Origin of the sequence: Sphingosinicella ginsenosidimutans (assembly GCF_007995055.1) — a bacterium.
Taxonomy (GTDB): Bacteria; Pseudomonadota; Alphaproteobacteria; order Sphingomonadales; family Sphingomonadaceae; genus Allosphingosinicella; species Allosphingosinicella ginsenosidimutans.
Map to the genome: position 1 here is coordinate 1307297 of NZ_VOQQ01000001.1, position 16241 is coordinate 1323537.

The 16241-nt window shown below is 67.9% G+C and carries 19 protein-coding genes; 16 read left to right on the top strand and 3 right to left on the bottom strand.

Annotation, left to right across the window (positions count from 1 at the left end; genetic code table 11):
* The first annotated feature begins 48 nt into the window (after positions 1–48).
* From FRZ32_RS06525 to FRZ32_RS06560, 8 genes are read left to right on the top strand one after another with little or no spacing between them, the layout of a single operon-like run.
* Entirely contained in the window at positions 49–510 is a 462-nt protein-coding gene (locus FRZ32_RS06525; RefSeq protein ID WP_147042755.1) for an RrF2 family transcriptional regulator, read from the top strand.
* Positions 510–1982 carry a Fe-S cluster assembly protein SufB gene (gene sufB, locus FRZ32_RS06530; RefSeq protein ID WP_147042756.1) on the top strand — a complete coding sequence of 491 codons (1473 nt, stop codon included), beginning with the start codon at positions 510–512 and terminating at the stop codon, positions 1980–1982. Before FRZ32_RS06525 ends, sufB begins: the two co-directional genes overlap by 1 nt.
* Positions 1979–2245, top strand: a complete 267-nt coding sequence (locus FRZ32_RS06535) for a cytoplasmic protein (RefSeq protein ID WP_147042757.1) — start codon at positions 1979–1981, stop codon at positions 2243–2245. The genes sufB and FRZ32_RS06535 overlap by 4 nt, the downstream gene beginning before the upstream one ends.
* Before the next feature lies 1 nt (position 2246).
* Entirely contained in the window at positions 2247–3140 is an 894-nt protein-coding gene (gene sufC / locus FRZ32_RS06540; protein ID WP_147042758.1) for a Fe-S cluster assembly ATPase SufC, read from the top strand.
* On the top strand, positions 3137–4267 hold the full coding sequence (locus FRZ32_RS06545; protein WP_147042759.1) for a SufB/SufD family protein: 1131 nt from the start codon (positions 3137–3139) through the stop codon (positions 4265–4267). Before sufC ends, FRZ32_RS06545 begins: the two co-directional genes overlap by 4 nt.
* A complete protein-coding gene (locus FRZ32_RS06550) occupies positions 4267–5511 on the top strand; it encodes a cysteine desulfurase (RefSeq protein ID WP_147042760.1) in 1245 nt (414 codons plus the stop codon). The genes FRZ32_RS06545 and FRZ32_RS06550 overlap by 1 nt, the downstream gene beginning before the upstream one ends.
* Positions 5508–5990: an SUF system Fe-S cluster assembly protein gene (locus FRZ32_RS06555; RefSeq protein ID WP_147042761.1), complete on the top strand. Its 483-nt coding sequence runs from the start codon at positions 5508–5510 to the stop codon at positions 5988–5990. The genes FRZ32_RS06550 and FRZ32_RS06555 overlap by 4 nt, the downstream gene beginning before the upstream one ends.
* Positions 5990–6349 carry a HesB/IscA family protein gene (locus tag FRZ32_RS06560; RefSeq protein WP_147042762.1) on the top strand — a complete coding sequence of 120 codons (360 nt, stop codon included), beginning with the start codon at positions 5990–5992 and terminating at the stop codon, positions 6347–6349. The genes FRZ32_RS06555 and FRZ32_RS06560 overlap by 1 nt, the downstream gene beginning before the upstream one ends.
* Here FRZ32_RS06560 and FRZ32_RS15430 read toward each other — a convergent pair whose 3' ends face one another.
* Positions 6350–8638: a S8 family peptidase gene (locus FRZ32_RS15430; RefSeq protein ID WP_147042763.1), complete on the bottom strand. Its 2289-nt coding sequence runs from the start codon at positions 8636–8638 to the stop codon at positions 6350–6352.
* 126 nt (positions 8639–8764) lie between these two features.
* Between FRZ32_RS15430 and FRZ32_RS06570 the strand changes: the two genes are divergently transcribed.
* The gene (locus FRZ32_RS06570; protein WP_147042764.1) at positions 8765–9439 is read left to right on the top strand and encodes a pyrimidine 5'-nucleotidase; all 675 of its coding nucleotides are present in this window, start codon (positions 8765–8767) and stop codon (positions 9437–9439) included.
* Positions 9436–10260: a 2,3,4,5-tetrahydropyridine-2,6-dicarboxylate N-succinyltransferase gene (gene dapD / locus FRZ32_RS06575; RefSeq protein ID WP_147042765.1), complete on the top strand. Its 825-nt coding sequence runs from the start codon at positions 9436–9438 to the stop codon at positions 10258–10260. Before FRZ32_RS06570 ends, dapD begins: the two co-directional genes overlap by 4 nt.
* Positions 10261–10304: 44 nt before the next feature.
* Here the strand turns inward: dapD and FRZ32_RS06580 are convergent, their stop codons facing one another.
* Positions 10305–10904 (bottom strand): TlpA family protein disulfide reductase, encoded by a 600-nt coding sequence (locus FRZ32_RS06580; protein ID WP_158635848.1) that lies wholly within the window; start codon positions 10902–10904, stop codon positions 10305–10307.
* A gap of 19 nt (positions 10905–10923) precedes the next feature.
* On the opposite strand from FRZ32_RS06580, the gene argH reads away from it, so the two are divergent.
* Genes argH through FRZ32_RS06600 form a run of 4 tightly spaced genes read left to right on the top strand, consistent with a single transcriptional unit; the run spans position 10924 to position 14400 of the window.
* Complete coding sequence (gene argH / locus FRZ32_RS06585) at positions 10924–12297, top strand: argininosuccinate lyase (RefSeq protein ID WP_147042767.1); 1374 nt, start codon at positions 10924–10926, stop codon at positions 12295–12297.
* Entirely contained in the window at positions 12297–12581 is a 285-nt protein-coding gene (locus FRZ32_RS06590) for a hypothetical protein (RefSeq protein ID WP_147042768.1), read from the top strand. Before argH ends, FRZ32_RS06590 begins: the two co-directional genes overlap by 1 nt.
* Positions 12578–13450, top strand: a complete 873-nt coding sequence (locus FRZ32_RS06595) for a UTP--glucose-1-phosphate uridylyltransferase (protein WP_147042769.1) — start codon at positions 12578–12580, stop codon at positions 13448–13450. The genes FRZ32_RS06590 and FRZ32_RS06595 overlap by 4 nt, the downstream gene beginning before the upstream one ends.
* The gene (locus tag FRZ32_RS06600; protein WP_243445211.1) at positions 13447–14400 is read left to right on the top strand and encodes a CorA family divalent cation transporter; all 954 of its coding nucleotides are present in this window, start codon (positions 13447–13449) and stop codon (positions 14398–14400) included. The genes FRZ32_RS06595 and FRZ32_RS06600 overlap by 4 nt, the downstream gene beginning before the upstream one ends.
* Positions 14401–14435: 35 nt before the next feature.
* Here the strand turns inward: FRZ32_RS06600 and FRZ32_RS06605 are convergent, their stop codons facing one another.
* Positions 14436–15002 carry an HNH endonuclease gene (locus tag FRZ32_RS06605; protein ID WP_147044365.1) on the bottom strand — a complete coding sequence of 189 codons (567 nt, stop codon included), beginning with the start codon at positions 15000–15002 and terminating at the stop codon, positions 14436–14438.
* Between the two features lie 173 nt (positions 15003–15175).
* Between FRZ32_RS06605 and gluQRS the strand changes: the two genes are divergently transcribed.
* Both gluQRS and FRZ32_RS06615 read left to right on the top strand, forming a co-directional pair.
* A complete protein-coding gene (gluQRS, locus tag FRZ32_RS06610) occupies positions 15176–16018 on the top strand; it encodes a tRNA glutamyl-Q(34) synthetase GluQRS (protein WP_147042770.1) in 843 nt (280 codons plus the stop codon).
* A 9-nt stretch (positions 16019–16027) separates the two neighbouring features.
* Positions 16028–16234, top strand: a complete 207-nt coding sequence (locus FRZ32_RS06615; protein ID WP_147042771.1) for a twin transmembrane helix small protein — start codon at positions 16028–16030, stop codon at positions 16232–16234.
* Positions 16235–16241 lie beyond the last annotated feature (7 nt).

The window sequence follows — 16241 nt, forward strand, 5'->3', positions numbered from 1 at the left end:
TTTGGCTGCGGCGGCGGTTCGTGCGCGTGGGGAGCGCGCCGGAGAGACATGAGACTGACGAGCCTAGCCGATTATGCGGTCGTGATGATGGCCGCCGCCGCGCGCCGCGATCCGGGCGCGCGCCTTTCCGCGACTTTGCTCGCCGAGGAAACCGGGATCCCGCTGCCCACCGCGCAGAAGCTCACCGCCCGCCTCGCCGCGGCCGGCCTGCTCGAAACCGCGCGCGGCACGGGGGGCGGCCTGCGGCTCACCCGCACCGCCGCGGCGATCAGCCTCGCCGACATTATCGAGGCGGTCGAGGGACCGATCCAGATGACGACCTGCGTCGATGCGGAGCGCCACGATTGCGCTCTCGAAAAGGCCTGCCAGGTTCGCCCGCACATGGGCATCGTCAACGATGCGGTGCGCGGGGCGTTGGCGGCGGTTTCGCTCGACCAGCTTTCTTGTGCGCCTGCGCAGGCAGGAGCCCAGCACTGGACCCCTGCTTTCGCAGGGGAACAGGTGAATTGATGAGCGAGGTCCGCAACAAGGAGGCGATCGAGGCGGCCGAGCGCGCCGCGAAATACGAATGGGGCTTCTCCTCCGATATCGAGCAGGAGTTCGCGCCCAAGGGGCTGAGCGAGGACACGATCCGATTCATCTCGGCGAAGAAGCAGGAGCCGGAATGGATGCTGGACTGGCGCCTGAAGGCCTATCGCGCCTGGCTGACGATGGAGGAGGTGAGCTGGGCGAAGCTCGACATCCCGCCGATCGATTTCCAGGACGCTTATTATTACGCCGAGCCCAAGAAGAAGCCGACGCTCGCCTCATTGGACGAGCTCGATCCCGAAATCCGCCGCACCTATGAAAAGCTCGGCATCCCGATCGAGGAGCAGAAGGTGCTCGCCGGCGTCGAGGGCGCGCGCAAGGTCGCGGTCGATGCGGTGTTCGACAGCGTCTCGGTCGCGACGACCTTCCGCGAGGAGCTGGAAGCCGCCGGCGTCATCTTCCGATCGATCAGCGAGGCGATCCGCGAATTTCCGGATCTCGTCCGCAAATATCTGGGCAGGGTGGTGCCGCAGCGCGACAATTATTACGCCTGCCTCAACAGCGCCGTCTTCTCCGACGGCACCTTCGTCTATGTGCCGGAGGGCGTGCGCTGCCCGATGGAGCTTTCCACCTATTTCCGGATCAACGCCGAGAATACGGGGCAGTTCGAGCGCACGCTCATCGTCGCCGACAAGGGCAGCTACGTCTCCTACCTCGAAGGCTGCACCGCGCCGATGCGCGACGAGAACCAGCTCCACGCGGCGGTGGTCGAGCTCTATGCCCACGAGGACGCGGAGATCAAATATTCGACCGTCCAGAACTGGTATCCCGGCGATGCCGAGGGCAAGGGCGGCATCTACAATTTCGTCACCAAGCGGGCGCTGTGCGCCGGCGCGCGGTCCAAGGTCAGCTGGACCCAGGTCGAGACCGGATCGGCGATCACCTGGAAATATCCGTCCTGCATATTGAAGGGCGACGACAGCGTCGGCGAATTCTACTCCGTCGCGCTGACCAACAACCGGCAGCAGGCCGACACCGGCACCAAGATGATCCATCTGGGCAAAGGCAGCCGCTCGACCATCGTCTCCAAGGGCATCAGCGCGGGCCGATCGAACAACACCTATCGCGGCCTCGTGCGGGTCAACGCCAATGCCGAGGGCGTGCGCAACTTCACCCAGTGCGATTCCCTGCTCCTTGGCGACCAGTGTGGCGCCCACACCGTCCCCTATATCGAAGTCCGCAACCCGAGCGCGCAGATCGAGCATGAGGCCACGACGTCCAAGATCAGCGACGACCAGCTCTTCTACGCAATGAGCCGCGGCCTCAGCCAGGAGGACGCCGTCGCCCTCATAGTCAACGGCTTCGCCCGCGAGGTGCTCCAGCAGCTGCCGATGGAGTTCGCGGTGGAGGCGCAGAAATTGCTGGGGATCAGCCTTGAGGGGAGCGTGGGATGAGTCGCGACAGACTTGATCCTGCGCAGATCGAGGCTGCGCACAAGCACAGCATCTTTCACCGCAAGGAGGTCGAGGCGAGCGAGACGTTTGGCTGCTTCTACTGCCGTCGCTCGGGTCCCGTGACTGAAATCACCGAATGGACTGACGATGGCGACACGGCGCTGTGCCCCAAGTGTGGAATTGACTCCGTGATCGGGTCCGCTTCGGGATTTCCTGTGACAAACGGCCTCTTTCTCGGGGCCATGAAGAGACGCTGGTTCTGACATGCTCAAAATCGATAACCTCCACGCCTCCGTCGACGGCAAGCCCATCCTCAAGGGGATCAGCCTCGCGATCAATGCGGGCGAGATCCATGCGATCATGGGGCCGAACGGGTCGGGCAAGTCGACCCTCTCTTACGTCCTCGCCGGGCGGCCGGGCTATGAGGTGACCGGGGGGTCCGTAACGTTCTTTCCTCCCCTCCCGCTTGCGGGAGGGGCCGGGGGTGGGCCTGAAACCGCCTCCGAAGCAGGCCCACCCCTAACCCAGTTTCAGGTGAACGATGCCCCGCATCGTTCAGGTCAGGCCGGGGGCCTGACCGACCTGAAACTCGCAAGCGGGAGGGGAATCGACCTCCTGGCCCTCGAACCGCACGAACGTGCCGCGCTCGGCATCTTCCTCGGCTTCCAATATCCGGTCGAGATTCCCGGCGTTTCCAACGTCCAGTTCCTGCGCACCGCGCTCAACGCGCAGCGGCGGGCGCGGGGCGAGGACGAGCTGAGCGCGGGCGATTTCCTGCGGCTGGCGCGGCAGCAGGCCGATGCGCTCGGGCTCGACATGGAGATGATGAAGCGGGCGGTGAATGTCGGCTTCTCCGGCGGCGAGAAGAAGCGCAACGAAATGGTCCAGATGGGGATCATCGATCCCACCCTCGCGATCCTCGACGAGACCGACAGCGGCCTCGACATCGACGCGCTGCGCGTCGTCGGCGAGGGGATCAACCGGATCATGCGCAAGCCCGACAAGGCGGTGCTGCTGATCACCCACTATCAGCGCCTGCTCGATCTCGTCCGTCCCGATTTCGTCCACGTCCTCGCGGGCGGCCGGATCGTCCGCTCGGGCGGGCCGGAGCTCGCGCTCGAGCTCGAGCGCGAGGGCTATGGAGAGCTGGCCGCGTGAGCCTGCTCGAACTCCCGTCGAACCGCGCCGAGGAATGGCGCTGGAGCGACCTCTCCGCTCTGCCGGCCTATGCGGAGGCGGCGCCCACGGGCGTCGTGCCCGCCGACCTCCCCTGGATCGATTGCGAGATTTCGGGCCCACGTCTCCTGTTCGTCGACGGGGAGTTCGACGCCGCCGGAAGCGATCCGCGCGGGGTGAAGGTCTCGCCGGTGCGCGACAGGCCGGGCACCCAGCCGCTCGCCGATCTCGCCGGCGCGGAGGCGCGGGCGGGCTATGTGATCGCGCTCGGCGCGAACGGCGCGGCGAGCGGGCTGGTCCAGATCGTCCACGTATCGACCGGCGGCGCGGCGCACCTGTCCAATCGCATCATGCTCCAGGCCAATGCCCAGGCCTCGGTCGTCGAAACCCATGTCGGCACCGGATGGAGCAACCTGACGACGGCGGTGGAGCTGGGCGATAGCGCCCGGCTGATGCGTGTCATCCGCGTGCTGAAGGATGGCGGCGCCCATACCGATTTCGCCATGGCCTCGGTGGGCGCTGGGGCGAGCTATGCCGGCGTCGCGCTGGTGACCGGCGCGGACAGCGCGCGGATCGAGCATGATATCCTGATCAGCGGCGCGGGCGCTTATGCCGAAGCCGGCGGCGCGCTGCTGGCGCGCGGCACCCAGAAGCTCGAAGGCGTCACGGTGCTGCGCCATGCGACCCCGCTCGGCACCAGCCGCCAGCCGTGGCGCTCGGTCGCCGACGATCGGGCGACCTGCTCGGTCATGGCCCAGGTCAAGGTCGACCGGCACGCCCAGAAGACCGACGCCGAGCAGAGCCTCAAGGGGCTCCTGCTCGACCGCGGCGCGCAGATCAATGCCAAGCCGGAGCTGGAAATCTTCGCCGACGACGTGAAATGCGCGCATGGCGCGACCGTCGGCGAACTGGACAGGAACGCCCTCTTCTACCTCGAAAGCCGGGGGGTCACGCCGGAGGAGGCCAAGGCCCTGCTCACCCGCGCCTTCGTCGCCGATGCGCTCGACCGGATCGGCGAAGAGGCGGTGCGCTCGGCCTGCTATGCGGATGTGGATGCGTGGTTCTCCACCTCATCGCTCGTCCCGAGCGAAGTCGAGGGGCGCCCGTGATGACTCTGAGCCAACGCCCCTCGACTTCGCTCGGGACGAACGGGACTGGGAATGGATCGACCCGCCCCCTCGACTGGCTCGCAGATTTCCCGGCCATCCCCGAAGGCTGGGCCTATCTCGACAGCGCCGCCACCGCGCAGAAGCCGCGGACGGTGATCGATGCGATCGCGCGCGGCTATGGCGAGACCTATGCGACCGTCCATCGCGGCGTCTACCAGCGATCGGCCGACATGACGCTGGCCTTCGAAGCCTCGCGGGCGCGGGTCGCGCGCTTCCTCAACGCCGCGGCGCCCGAGGAGATCGTCTTTGTGCGCGGCGCGACCGAGGGGATCAACCTGGTCGCCCAGAGCTGGGGCCGCGCCCAGCTCAAGCCCGGCGACCGAATCCTGCTCTCGACGCTCGAGCATCATTCGAACATCGTGCCCTGGCAGATGACCGGCGCCGCGATCGACGTGGTCCCGTTGACCGAGGACCACCGCATCGATCTCGACGCGATGGCCGCGATGATCCGCCCCGAGCACAAGCTGGTCGCGCTCGCCCATGTCTCGAACGTGCTCGGCTCCGTGCTCGATGCGAAGCGCGCGGCCGAGATCGCCCATTCGGTTGGCGCGAAGCTGCTGCTGGACGGCTGCCAGGCGGTGCCGCGCCTGCCCGTCGACGTGCGTGACCTCGATTGCGACTTCTACGTCTTTTCCGGCCACAAGCTCTACGGGCCGACCGGCATCGGCGTCCTGTGGGCCCGCGGCGAGATTCTCGAGTCCATGCCGCCCTGGCAGGGGGGCGGCGCGATGATCGACAAGGTGACGTTCGAAAAGACCACCTACGCCCCGCCGCCGGCGCGGTTCGAGGCGGGGACGCCGCATGTCGTCGGCGTCATCGGGCTCCACGCGGCGATCGATTATGTCGAGGGCATCGGCCTCGATGCCATCCACGCGCATGAGACCGCGCTGGTGCGCGAAGCGCGGAGAGCGCTCCGCGGGATCAATTCCGTGCGCCTGTTCGGGCCGGAGGAGTCGGCCGGCATCGTGTCCTTCGCGATGGAAGGGGTGCATCCCCACGATGTCGGCACCATATTGGACGAGGGCCAGGTCGCGATCCGCGCCGGCCACCATTGCGCGCAGCCGCTGATGGCGGCGCTGGGGGTCGAGGCCACGGCGCGGGCGAGCTTCGGCGTCTATAACGGCCCGCGCGACATCGACGCGCTGGTTACGGGAATCGAACGGGTAAGGAAGATTTTCGGGTGAACGAGGAACGCAAGATCGAGACGCAGGAGGTCGACGGCGTCATGCCGCCGCCCAAGGCGCGCGTCAGCGACGTGGCCGAGACCCCGAGCGTCACCGAGGCTTTCGAGCGCAAGCGCGACTATCTCCAGGGCTTCCTGGCGCAGCAGCCGGCGCCGCTCAGCGGGACCGCGCCCGGCGGGGCGCTCTACGAGGCGGTGATCGATGCGCTCAAGGACATTTACGACCCCGAAATCCCGGTGAACATCTACGATCTCGGCCTGATCTACGGCGTCGAGATCAATGCGGACCACCATGTGAAGATCATCATGACGCTGACGACGCCGCATTGCCCGGTGGCGGAATCGATGCCCGGCGAGGTCGAGCTCCGGGTCGGTGCGGTGCCGGGGATCGGCGACGCCGAGGTGGAGCTGGTCTGGGATCCGCCCTGGGACCCGCAGAAGATGAGCGACGAGGCGAAGCTCGAACTGGGAATGCTGTGATGACCGCTGGAACGAAGACGCGTGCGCTTCCCGCCGCGGTAATCCTCACCCCGGCCGCGGAGCGGCGCATCGCCGATCTGATGGCGAAGGCGCCCGACGGGGCGATCGGGGTCAAGCTGTCGACGCCGAGGCGCGGCTGCTCCGGCCTCGCTTATTCGGTCGACTATGTGAGCGAGGCCGATCCGTTCGACGAGAAGATCGAGACGCCTGGCGGCATCTTCTACATCGACGGCGCGTCCGTCCTCTATCTCGTCGGTTCGACGATGGACTGGCGGGAAGACGATTTCACCGCCGGCTTCGTGTTCGACAACCCCAACGCCAAGGGCGCGTGCGGCTGCGGCGAAAGCTTCACCGTCTAGCTACATCCCGAAGGCAATGCGGATCGCAAAGCCCGCGTCGCCCGGCATGGTCGCGATATTGCCGGGATCGGCGCGGTAATAGGCATTGGCGCTGAGCCAGGCGCGATTGTTGAGCACGCCCGTGCCATAGGCCGCCTCATAATCGATCTCCCGCCCGGTCGGCGCGAGGCTGAACAGCCGCCGCTCATAGCCCACGCCGAGATCGGCATAGTCGTAGGACACCGGCAGGTTCAGCGCATAGCCGCCCGAGCGGACCCGAAGCGGCTGCATCACGCGAAGGGCGAGGCGGTCGCCAGTCCGGAAGGCGCTGCGCCGGGTGATATCGAGCGACCAGGCGTCGGTCTGAAGAGAGCCGCCGCTGACCAGCGCCCCGCCGGCCGGCATTGATGTCCAGCCGCGCCGCCAGCTCGCGCCGGCCGACCAGCCGGGGGCGAAATCGAATCGGGCCGAGCTGTCGAGGAACCAGCTCGTCGCGCCGCCCGGGGCGAGCGCGAAGGCGCCGCCGAGTACCGTCCCTTCCTCGCCGAGGCGCGAGATTCCCGCCGAGAGCCATGCGCGGCCGAGCCGGCGATCGATCGCGACGCTCGCGATGTCATAACCGGGCGCGCGGAGCCCAGGGCGCGGCAACAGCTGCTCGACATGGCCGCGCTCGCCGGTGACGGTCAGGCCCACCGACCCGAAATTCTGCCGGATCCCGAAGCTGGTGCCGCGATCGGCGTAGAATCCGGCGCGCTCCATCGGATCGCGGGCGATCAGGAAGGGGCTTCCGTCCGTCTCCTGCAGCCGTTGCTGGAGCGTGCGGCCGCTTTCGGAGAGGCCGAAGGCAATGGCGGTTCGCGGCCCGACGCGGCTCAGCGCATAGCTCGCCAGCGCTCGGGCCGAGCGCGCCTCGTCGAATGACAGCCCGGTGCGGGCGAGATTGCCCGGCGTCTGTCCGGCGAACGGGCGGCGGACCGACATTGCGAAGGTGGTCGCCCCGACCTGCGCGCTGGTGGTCGCCACGTCCTGGCGAAGGCCCTCCTCGAGCGGCCGCTGCTGCGGCGCGGCGGAGAGGCGCTGGGCGATATCCGCGACATAGGCGCGCGAGAAGCCGTCGAGCAGCACGACGCCGTCCATGTGCGGCCGCGCATCGCCCATCGCGCCGGACAGGCTGCCGGTGTCGATGCTGTCGATGCGGGTTCTGCTGCCGGCCAGGGACAGCGTTCCCTGCGGCGCGAAGGCCCGCGTGATGTTGAGGATTCCGTTTCCGTAATCGGCATCGACCCCGGGGGCGCCGGCATCGTCGGCGCTGGACAGGAGCAGCTGGACGATCTGCTTGCCGGTGAGGTTCGGAAAGGCGCTGGCGAGCAAGGCGGCGGCGCCGCTGATGATCGGCGCGGAGAAGGACGTGCCGTCCCACAGGAAGGTCTGGCCGGTCTGGTCCGGCGCGCGCACCGCGACCCCCAGGGCGGCGAGATAATAAGCCGCGCTGGTCCCGGCGTGGTTGGAGAAGGAGGCGAGCTGGTCGCTGCCGTTCACCGCGCCCGCGATGATCACCTGGCCATCGCCCGATTGGCGCGCGATCGTGGCGGCGAACCCGTCCGGATTGGCCTGGCCCTCATTCCCGGCCGAGATGATGATCACCATCCCGGCCTGCACGGCCCGGTTCACCGCGGTCAGCAGCACCCCGCCGACGCCGTCGCCGCCAAGCGAGATGTTGACCACCCGCGCCCCGTTCGTCCGGGCGATGTCGAGGGCGCGGGCGATGTCCGAATCGCTGTGCGAGCAGCCGTCGTCCGGGTCGCAATCGCTCGGGTCGGCGGTGTTGAGCGAGATGATCGTCGAATTGAACGCGACGCCTTCGATCCCCTGGCCGTTGCGGTTGGCGGCGATCACGGCCGAAACGGCGGTGCCGTGGCCTTCATTGTCGACGACGCCGCGATTGCTCGCCACGTCCTGGCTCGCCGGATCGATACGGCCGGTGAATTCGGCGAGGTTCGGATTGATGCCGGTGTCGATGACGCCGACCTTTACCCCCTGCCCGGTCGCGCCGGCGTTCCAGGCGGTGATCGCGCCTGAAGAGACAGCCGCGTTCGACCGCCGATATTCGGCATCGTTGAACCCGGACGTCGGCGGCGGCGGTGGCGGCGGTGGCGGAGGAGGAGGCGGCGGAGGTGGCGGCGGTGCGGGCGGCGGGGTTCCGATCGGCGCCGGGCGCGGCCCGCCGCCGCCACCGCCGCATCCCGCCAGGGCCAGCGCGACCACGCAGACCGAAAGGACGAGGCTGATACGGACAGGCCGGTTCGTCATGACGTCACCCCCAGGCTAACCGTAAATGCCACGCGTGAACATATGGTGCGCCCCGCAGGCACACCGCATCTCAACCCGCCATGGTTTCGTTTTGCTTAAACGAAGGCTTGCGCTAGGCGCGGCGGCATGACGCCGACGCTCGATCATGTCGAAAACTGGGTCTTCGATCTCGACAACAGCCTCTATCCGGCCGCTTGCGATCTCTTCGCTCTCGTCGATCGGCGCATCCGCGATTATGTCGCGCGGCGGCTCGATCTCGATCCCGACGAGGCGCGGCGGGTGCAGAAGGGCTTTTTCCGCGATCACGGCACCACGCTGGCGGGCCTGATGGCGAACCACGGCGTCGATCCGCACGATTTCCTCGATTACGTCCACGATATCGACATGGCGCGGCTGGCCGCCGATCCGGCCCTGGTCGCCGCGCTCGATGCATTGCCCGGACGCAAGTTCATCTTCACCAACGCCGACGAACGCTATGCGCGCCGCGTCCTGGACGCGATCGGCCTCGCCAACGCGTTCGACGGATTCCACGATATCCACACGATGGATTATGTCCCCAAGCCCGATCCGTCGGCCTACGAGAAGCTGTGCCGCCGGCTCGACATCGATCCGACCCGCTCGCTCTTTGCCGACGATATGGCGCGCAACCTTGCGCCGGCCAAGGCGATCGGAATGGCGACCTTGTGGATCGACAATGGATCGGAACAGGCCGGCGGGGTCGCGCAGCCCGATTTCGTCGATTACAGGACCAACGACATCGCCGTGTGGCTCGGCGAGGTGACGGGGAAAGAAACGGCATGAGCGAAGCCTTGAGGGACGTGATCGAGCAGGCATGGGATGATCGCGATGCGATCGGCGCGGCGACCGGCGGCGAAATCCGCAGCGCCGTCGATCGCGCGATCGCCCTGCTCGATTCCGGCCAGGCCCGGGTCGCACAGAAGGGGCCGCAGGGCTGGCAGGTCAATCAATGGCTGAAGAAGGCCGTGCTGCTTTCCTTCCGGCTCAATCCGATGGCGCCGATCGCCGGCGGTCCGGGCGGCGCGATGTGGTGGGACAAGGTGCCCTCCAAATTCCTCGGCATGACGGAGACGGATTTCGCGGCGGCGGGCTTCCGCGCGGTTCCGGGCGCGATCGTCCGGCGCGGCGCCTATGTCGCGCCTGGCGCGGTCCTGATGCCGAGCTTCGTCAACATCGGCGCCTATGTCGGCGAGGGGACGATGGTGGATACCTGGGCGACGGTGGGAAGCTGCGCGCAGATCGGGCGCAACGTCCACATCTCCGGGGGCGCCGGCATCGGCGGCGTGCTCGAGCCGCTGCAGGCCGGGCCGGTGGTGATCGAGGACGATTGCTTCATCGGCGCTCGATCGGAAGTGGCGGAGGGCGTGATCGTCGAGCAGGGCGCGGTCCTGTCGATGGGCGTCTTCCTCGGCGCCTCCACCAAGATCGTCGATCGCGCGACCGGCGAAATCTTCGTCGGCCGCGTGCCGAGCTATTCGGTGGTCGTGCCCGGCACCCTCCCCGGCAAGGAAGGCGGCCCCGGCCTCGCCTGCGCGGTGATCGTCAAACGGGTGGACGCGCAGACCCGCTCCAAGACCGGCATCAACGAGCTTTTGCGGGACTAACCCGACGCCGCGATGGCGCGTCGATCCCGGCGGGATCGGCCAGCCTAGCGCGCGTCCGCCTCGCGCAGCAGATTGGCGACCCGTTCGCTGTCCCATTCGGCGCGGCCGGTCATGCGCCAGACCTCCCTGCCCTCGGCATCGTAGAGAATGGTCGTCGGCAGGGTGTCGAGGTGGAGGCTCGTCATCGCCTGCATCTGGTTGTCCTGATAGGCGGCGAGGTTGCGGACATTGTGGCTTGCGAGGAAGCCGGTGACCTGGTCGTGGCCGCCGGTGTCCTGGCTCACCGCGATCACCTTGAGGCCGTTGGGATGCGTCTGGCCGGCGAGCGCGTCGAGCGAGGGCAGCTCGATCACGCAGGGGCCGCACCAGGTCGCCCACATGTTGACGAGCAGCGGGTGGCCGCGGAAGTCGGCGAGCCGCACCGGCTGGCCGTCGGGGCCGGCAAAGGCCTCGTCGGGCGCGCGCGTTCCCGCATGGCTGCGGTCGAGCACGCCGGTCGGATAATCCTCGGCCGTTTCGTTGCCGGCGACCGGGGCCGCCGCGTTCGCTACGTCGCCTTGCGGCGCGGCGGCGTTCTGCCTATCGCATCCCGCCAGAACGAGGCCCATGGTCAGGGCCGGGAGAAAGAGAATCGAAAGCCGCAAGGATCAGCACTCCAACGCTATGTGGGGCGGGCGCTTCGCCGAAGGCCCGTCGGCGCTGATGCGCGAGATAAATGCCTCGATCGGCTTCGACAAGCGCTTGTGGCGACAGGACATCGCGGCATCGAAGGCCCACGCGGCCATGCTGGCGGCGCAAGGGATCGTCGCGCAGGCCGATGTCGATGCGATCCTCGACGGGCTGGAGACGATCGCGGGCGAATATGAAGCGAACGGCGTGCCGGAGGATCCCGCGCTCGAAGACATCCACATGCATGTCGAGGCGCGCCTCGCCGAGCTGATCGGCCCGGCGGCCGGGCGACTGCATACCGCGCGGTCGCGCAACGACCAGGTGACGACCGATTTCCGCCTCTGGGTCCGCGACGCGATCGATGAGGTCGGGGCGGGCCTCGCCGCGCTCCAGCGCGCGCTGGTCGCGCGGGCAGCGGAGCATGTCGAGGCGATCATGCCCGGCTTCACGCACCTCCAGTCCGCCCAGCCGGTGACGCTCGGCCACCATTTCATGGCCTATTACGAGATGCTGAGGCGGGATCGTTCGCGCTTCGCCGACGCGCGCGCGCGGATGAACGAGAGCCCGCTCGGCTCCGCCGCGCTCGCCGGCACCGGCTTTCCGGTGGATCGCGAGGCGACCGCGCTTGCGCTCGGCTTCGACCGGCCCACCGCCAACTCGCTCGATGCGGTGTCAGACCGCGATTTCGCGCTCGATTACCTGATGGGCGCGACCCAGTGCGCGCTGCACCTCTCCCGCCTTGCCGAAGAGTTCGTCCTGTGGGCCAGCCAGCCCTTCGGATTCCTGAAACTTTCGGACAGTTTCTCGACCGGCTCCTCGATCATGCCGCAGAAGCGCAATCCGGACGCCGCCGAGCTGGTGCGCGGCCATTCGGGCCGCATCGCCGGCCTGATGGTCTCGCTCGCGATGACGATGAAGGGCCTGCCGCTCGCTTATTCAAAGGACATGCAGGACGACAAGGAGCCGGTCTTCCAGGCGCACGACCTTCTCATCGTCTCGCTCGCCGCGATGGCGGGGATGGTGGAAACGAGCGGCTTCGACACCGATCGGATGCGCGCGGCGGCGGCGGCGGGACATGCGACCGCCACCGATCTCGCCGACTGGCTGGTGCGCGAGGCCGGGGTGCCCTTCCGCGAGGCGCATCATATCACGGGGCGCTGCGTCCGCGCTGCCGAGGAGCGCGGCTGCGCGCTGTGGGATCTGCCGCTCGACGCGCTTCGGGCCGTCGATCCCAGGATCGATGCGCGGGTTTTCGATGTGCTTTCGCTCGACGCATCGGTTAGAAGCCGGCTGAGCTTCGGCGGCACCGCGCCGGCGGCGGTCGCGGAGCGGATCGAGGCGGCGAAACGGGCGTTGGGAATGGCGTGATGAAGCGGCCGGCATCGATCCTCCTCGCCTTGTCGGCGCTTGCCGGCTGCGGCCTCGAACGGCCGCTCGAGCCGCCGCAGGGCCGCGCCATGCCGCAGGCGCCGCGGATGGCGGCGCGCGCGCCGACGGTCGACGAAATGCTCGCGGTGCCGACCACCGCCAGGCCGGACCGGATCGACGAGCTGCTGCGCCGCTCCGAAGTGCGGGACAGCGACCATTTCGATCTCCCGCCGCCCGATCGCCCGACCGAGGTGGTCAACGACATGGGCGACGCTCCGCAATGACATCCGCAGTGAAAAAAGTCCGCAAGGCCGTCTTTCCGGTCGCCGGTCTCGGCACCCGCATCCTTCCCGCCACCAAGGCGATGCCGAAGGAGATGCTGACCATCGTCGACAAGCCGCTGATCCAATATGCGGTGGAGGAGGCGCGCGAGGCCGGGATCGAGCAGTTCATCTTCGTGACCGGGCGCGGCAAGGGCGCGCTCGAGGACCATTTCGACATCGGCTACGAGCTCGAGGCCGTGATGACGGCGCGCGGCAAATCGCTGGCGCCGCTCGACCGCACCCGCTTCGCGCCCGGCGCGATCGCCTCGGTCCGTCAGCAATCGCCGCTCGGCCTCGGCCATGCCGTCTGGTGCGCGCGCGACCTGATCGGCGACGAGCCGTTCGCGGTGCTCCTCCCGGACGATCTGATGGTGGGTTCTCCGGGCTGCCTCGCGCAGATGGTTGAAGCCTATAATGAAGTCGGCGGAAACATCGTGTGCGCGCAGGACGTCCCTCGCGAGCGGACGTCGAGCTACGGCATCGTCACGCCCGGCGCGTCGCGGGGCCGCCTGACCGAAGTCAAGGGCCTGGTCGAAAAGCCGAAGCCCGAGGACGCGCCCTCGACGCTCGGGGTGGTGGGACGCTACATCCTCCAGGCCGAGATCATGGGCGTGCTGGAGACGGTCGGCAAAGGCGCCGGCGGGGAGATCCAGCTGACCGACGGAATGGCCGAGATGATCGGCCGCCAGCCCTTCCATGCGGTGACCTTCGACGGCGACCGCCACGATTGCGGCGACGCGGCCGGCTTCGTCGTCGCCAATGTCGCGCTCGCGCTCGCGCGCGGGGATGTCGGGCCGAAGGTTCGCGACTATCTCCGGGAGCATGCGTGAACTGCGAGATCCTGCTCGTCGGCGACGGCCCGCCACGCCGCCTGAGCATGGAGGAAGCCGAACAATATAAAGGCGGCGGCTTCCTTTGGGCCCATGTCGAGAATGCCGGGCTCGACGAGCTGCCGCATCTCGTGCGCGCGGACATTCCGGAGGTCGCCGCCAACGCGCTGACCGCGACGGAGACGAGGCCGCGCTGCGACCGGATCGACCATGGCGCGATCGTCAACATCCGCGGCCCCGCCGCCACGGACATCGACGATTCCGATCGGCTGGTCTCGATCCGCATGTGGGTGCGGCGTGGCAGGATCGATTCGGTGACGCGCAAGCCGCTCGCCGCGACCGCCGCGGTCATGACGGCGATGGAGGACGGCAAGATCCGTGACCCCGGCGACCTCGTCGCCGCTTATGCGCGCGAGATCAGCGCGACGCTCGATCCGCAGGTCGCCGAGCTTGGCGACACGCTCGACGATTGCGAGAGCATGCTGGAAAGCGGCAACAAGTTCCGGCTGCGCTCGACGATCACCGGCATCCGTTCCGAGGCGATTTCCTTCCGCCGCTTCGTCGCGCCGGATCGCGACGCCTTGCTCGCGCTCGCCAGCCATGACTTCGAATGGCTGCACGACGACGATCGGCTCCACATCCGCGAGGCGGCGGACCGGTTCGCGCGCATGGCCGAGGAGCTCGAGGCGGTACGCGAGCGATCGGCACTGCTCCACGAACAGCTGACCGATCTGCGCGCGGAGGAGATCGACCAGCGATCCCTGCTGATCTCGGTCGTCGCCTTCATCTTCCTGCCGCTCACCTTCATCACCGGCCTGCTCGGCATGAATGTCGAGGGCATTCCCGACGCGCACGATCCCTGGGCGTTCTGGGAAATCGTGATCCTGTGCGTGGTGATCGCGGTCGGCGTCCTTGCCTGGTTCGTGCGAAGGCGGTGGATCCAGCGCTGATCCTCCGATGAGCTTTGCTCGCGGGGGCCTGGGGTCTAGGCCTCCAGCTCGATGTCCCAGTAAAGATAGTCGCGCCAGCTTTCGTGGAGATAGCCGGGCGGGAAGGACCGGCCATGGTCCTGCAGCTGCCAGCTGGTCGGCCGATAGGGCTGGCGGTGGATGTGCATGTGCGCCTGGGCCGGCGTCCGGCCGCCTTTCCTGAGGTTGCAGGGCGCGCAGGCGGTGGTGACGTTCTCCCAGGTCGTCCGCCCGCCCTGGGCGCGCGGGACGACATGATCGAATGTGAGCTCCTTCGTGTCGCCGCAATATTGGCAGGCGAAGCGGTCGCGAAGGAAGAGGTTGAACCGGGTGAAGGCGGGATATTCGGACGGCCGCACATATTGCCGCAGCGCGATGACGCTTGGCAGGCTCATCTCGAAATTGGGGCTGTGAACCTTGCGCTGATATTGGGCGACGATGTCCACCCGCTCGAGGAACACGGCCTTGACCGCGGTCTGCCAGGGCCAGAGGCTGAGCGGATAATAGCTGAGCGGCGTATAATCCGCGTTCAGCACGAGCGCGGGGCAGCTTTCCGGGTGGCGAAGCAGATCGGGGTGATACAAGGTCAATCGACTCCCGTTTCGCGGAGCAATCCCGAAACGCCGTCCCCATGCCTGTCGCACCCAGAACGAGGAAGAAAGCGGATCGCCCGTCTTCTCCTGTCCGCCACGCCCATGTCTTGTCGTCGTGACGCCATGATGACACCATAGCTTGTGACTCGCGGTCAAGACTTCACATGCAGCCGGTAACCCGTTTCGCGCCGAGCCCGACCGGACGGTTGCATCTCGGCCACGCTTATTCGGCGCTGCTGGCGCACGACTTCGCACGGGCGCGGGACGGCGCCTTCCTGCTGCGGATCGAGGATATCGATCCGGGACGCGCGCGCGCCGAACATGTCGATACGATCTTCGGCGATCTCATCTGGCTCGGCCTCGAATGGGACGGCGAGGTCACCTACCAGTCGGAGCGGCTGCCGCTTTATGCCGACGCGCTGGAACGGCTGAGGGCGGCGGGCCTCGTCTATCCCTGCTTCTGCACCCGCGCCGACATCGCCGCGAGCGCGAGCGCGCCGCACGGCCCCGGCGGCGCGGTCTATCCGGGGACGTGCCGCGGCCTCGCCAGTCCCGATCTCTCGCTGCCCCATGCCTGGCGGCTCGACATGGCGGCGGCGCTTGGACGCGTCGCGACGCCGCTCGCGTGGATCGACAATGGCGTCGAGGTGATCGCGCAGCCGGCGGCGTTCGGCGACGTCGTCCTCGCCCGCAAGGATGCGCCGGCCAGCTATCATCTTGCCGTCACCGTCGACGATGCCGCGCAGGGCGTCACCGATATCGTGCGCGGCCGCGATCTCTTCGCCGCGACCCACGTCCATCGCCTGCTCCAGGCGCTGCTCGGACTGCCGGTGCCGGTCTATCACCACCACGCCCTGCTGACCGATGCCCAGGGTCGACGGCTCGCCAAGCGGCACGGCGCGCCGGCCATCGCCGATCTGCGCACGGGCGGCACCGATCCGGCCGAACTGGTCGCATCCCTGAGACGCGGCGAACTTCCGACTGGATATTCGCTCGGGGACGCCTAGATAGGCGGCATGACTCCGCTTCTCGTCATCCTCATCATCGCCTTCGCGGGCGCGACCCTCTATGTCCTTGTCAAGGGCGTGATCGGCATGGCCCAGGGCAAGGACCTGACCGGCCAGCGATCGCAGGAGCTGATGCGCAAGCGCGTGATGTTCCAGGCCGTCGCGATCCTGTTCGCGGTGATCCTGCTGCTCGTCGCCGGCAGCGGCAACCACTAGGGCCGCC

Excerpts from the sequence above, each read along its gene's own strand:
- FRZ32_RS06570 (WP_147042764.1), top strand. The coding sequence starts at position 8,765 with ATGACGCCGACGCTCGATCATGTCGAAAACTGGGTCTTCGATCTCGAC.
- FRZ32_RS06595 (WP_147042769.1), top strand. The coding sequence starts at position 12,578 with ATGACATCCGCAGTGAAAAAAGTCCGCAAGGCCGTCTTTCCGGTCGCC.
- FRZ32_RS06550 (WP_147042760.1), top strand. The coding sequence starts at position 4,267 with ATGACTCTGAGCCAACGCCCCTCGACTTCGCTCGGGACGAACGGGACT.
- FRZ32_RS06525 (WP_147042755.1), top strand. The coding sequence starts at position 49 with ATGAGACTGACGAGCCTAGCCGATTATGCGGTCGTGATGATGGCCGCC.
- FRZ32_RS15430 (WP_147042763.1), bottom strand. The coding sequence starts at position 8,638 with ATGACGAACCGGCCTGTCCGTATCAGCCTCGTCCTTTCGGTCTGCGTG.
- gluQRS (WP_147042770.1), top strand. The coding sequence starts at position 15,176 with ATGCAGCCGGTAACCCGTTTCGCGCCGAGCCCGACCGGACGGTTGCAT.
- sufB (WP_147042756.1), top strand. The coding sequence starts at position 510 with ATGAGCGAGGTCCGCAACAAGGAGGCGATCGAGGCGGCCGAGCGCGCC.
- dapD (WP_147042765.1), top strand. The coding sequence starts at position 9,436 with ATGAGCGAAGCCTTGAGGGACGTGATCGAGCAGGCATGGGATGATCGC.
- sufC (WP_147042758.1), top strand. The coding sequence starts at position 2,247 with ATGCTCAAAATCGATAACCTCCACGCCTCCGTCGACGGCAAGCCCATC.
- FRZ32_RS06590 (WP_147042768.1), top strand. The coding sequence starts at position 12,297 with ATGAAGCGGCCGGCATCGATCCTCCTCGCCTTGTCGGCGCTTGCCGGC.
- argH (WP_147042767.1), top strand. The coding sequence starts at position 10,924 with ATGTGGGGCGGGCGCTTCGCCGAAGGCCCGTCGGCGCTGATGCGCGAG.
- FRZ32_RS06560 (WP_147042762.1), top strand. The coding sequence starts at position 5,990 with ATGACCGCTGGAACGAAGACGCGTGCGCTTCCCGCCGCGGTAATCCTC.
- FRZ32_RS06535 (WP_147042757.1), top strand. The coding sequence starts at position 1,979 with ATGAGTCGCGACAGACTTGATCCTGCGCAGATCGAGGCTGCGCACAAG.
- FRZ32_RS06615 (WP_147042771.1), top strand. The coding sequence starts at position 16,028 with ATGACTCCGCTTCTCGTCATCCTCATCATCGCCTTCGCGGGCGCGACC.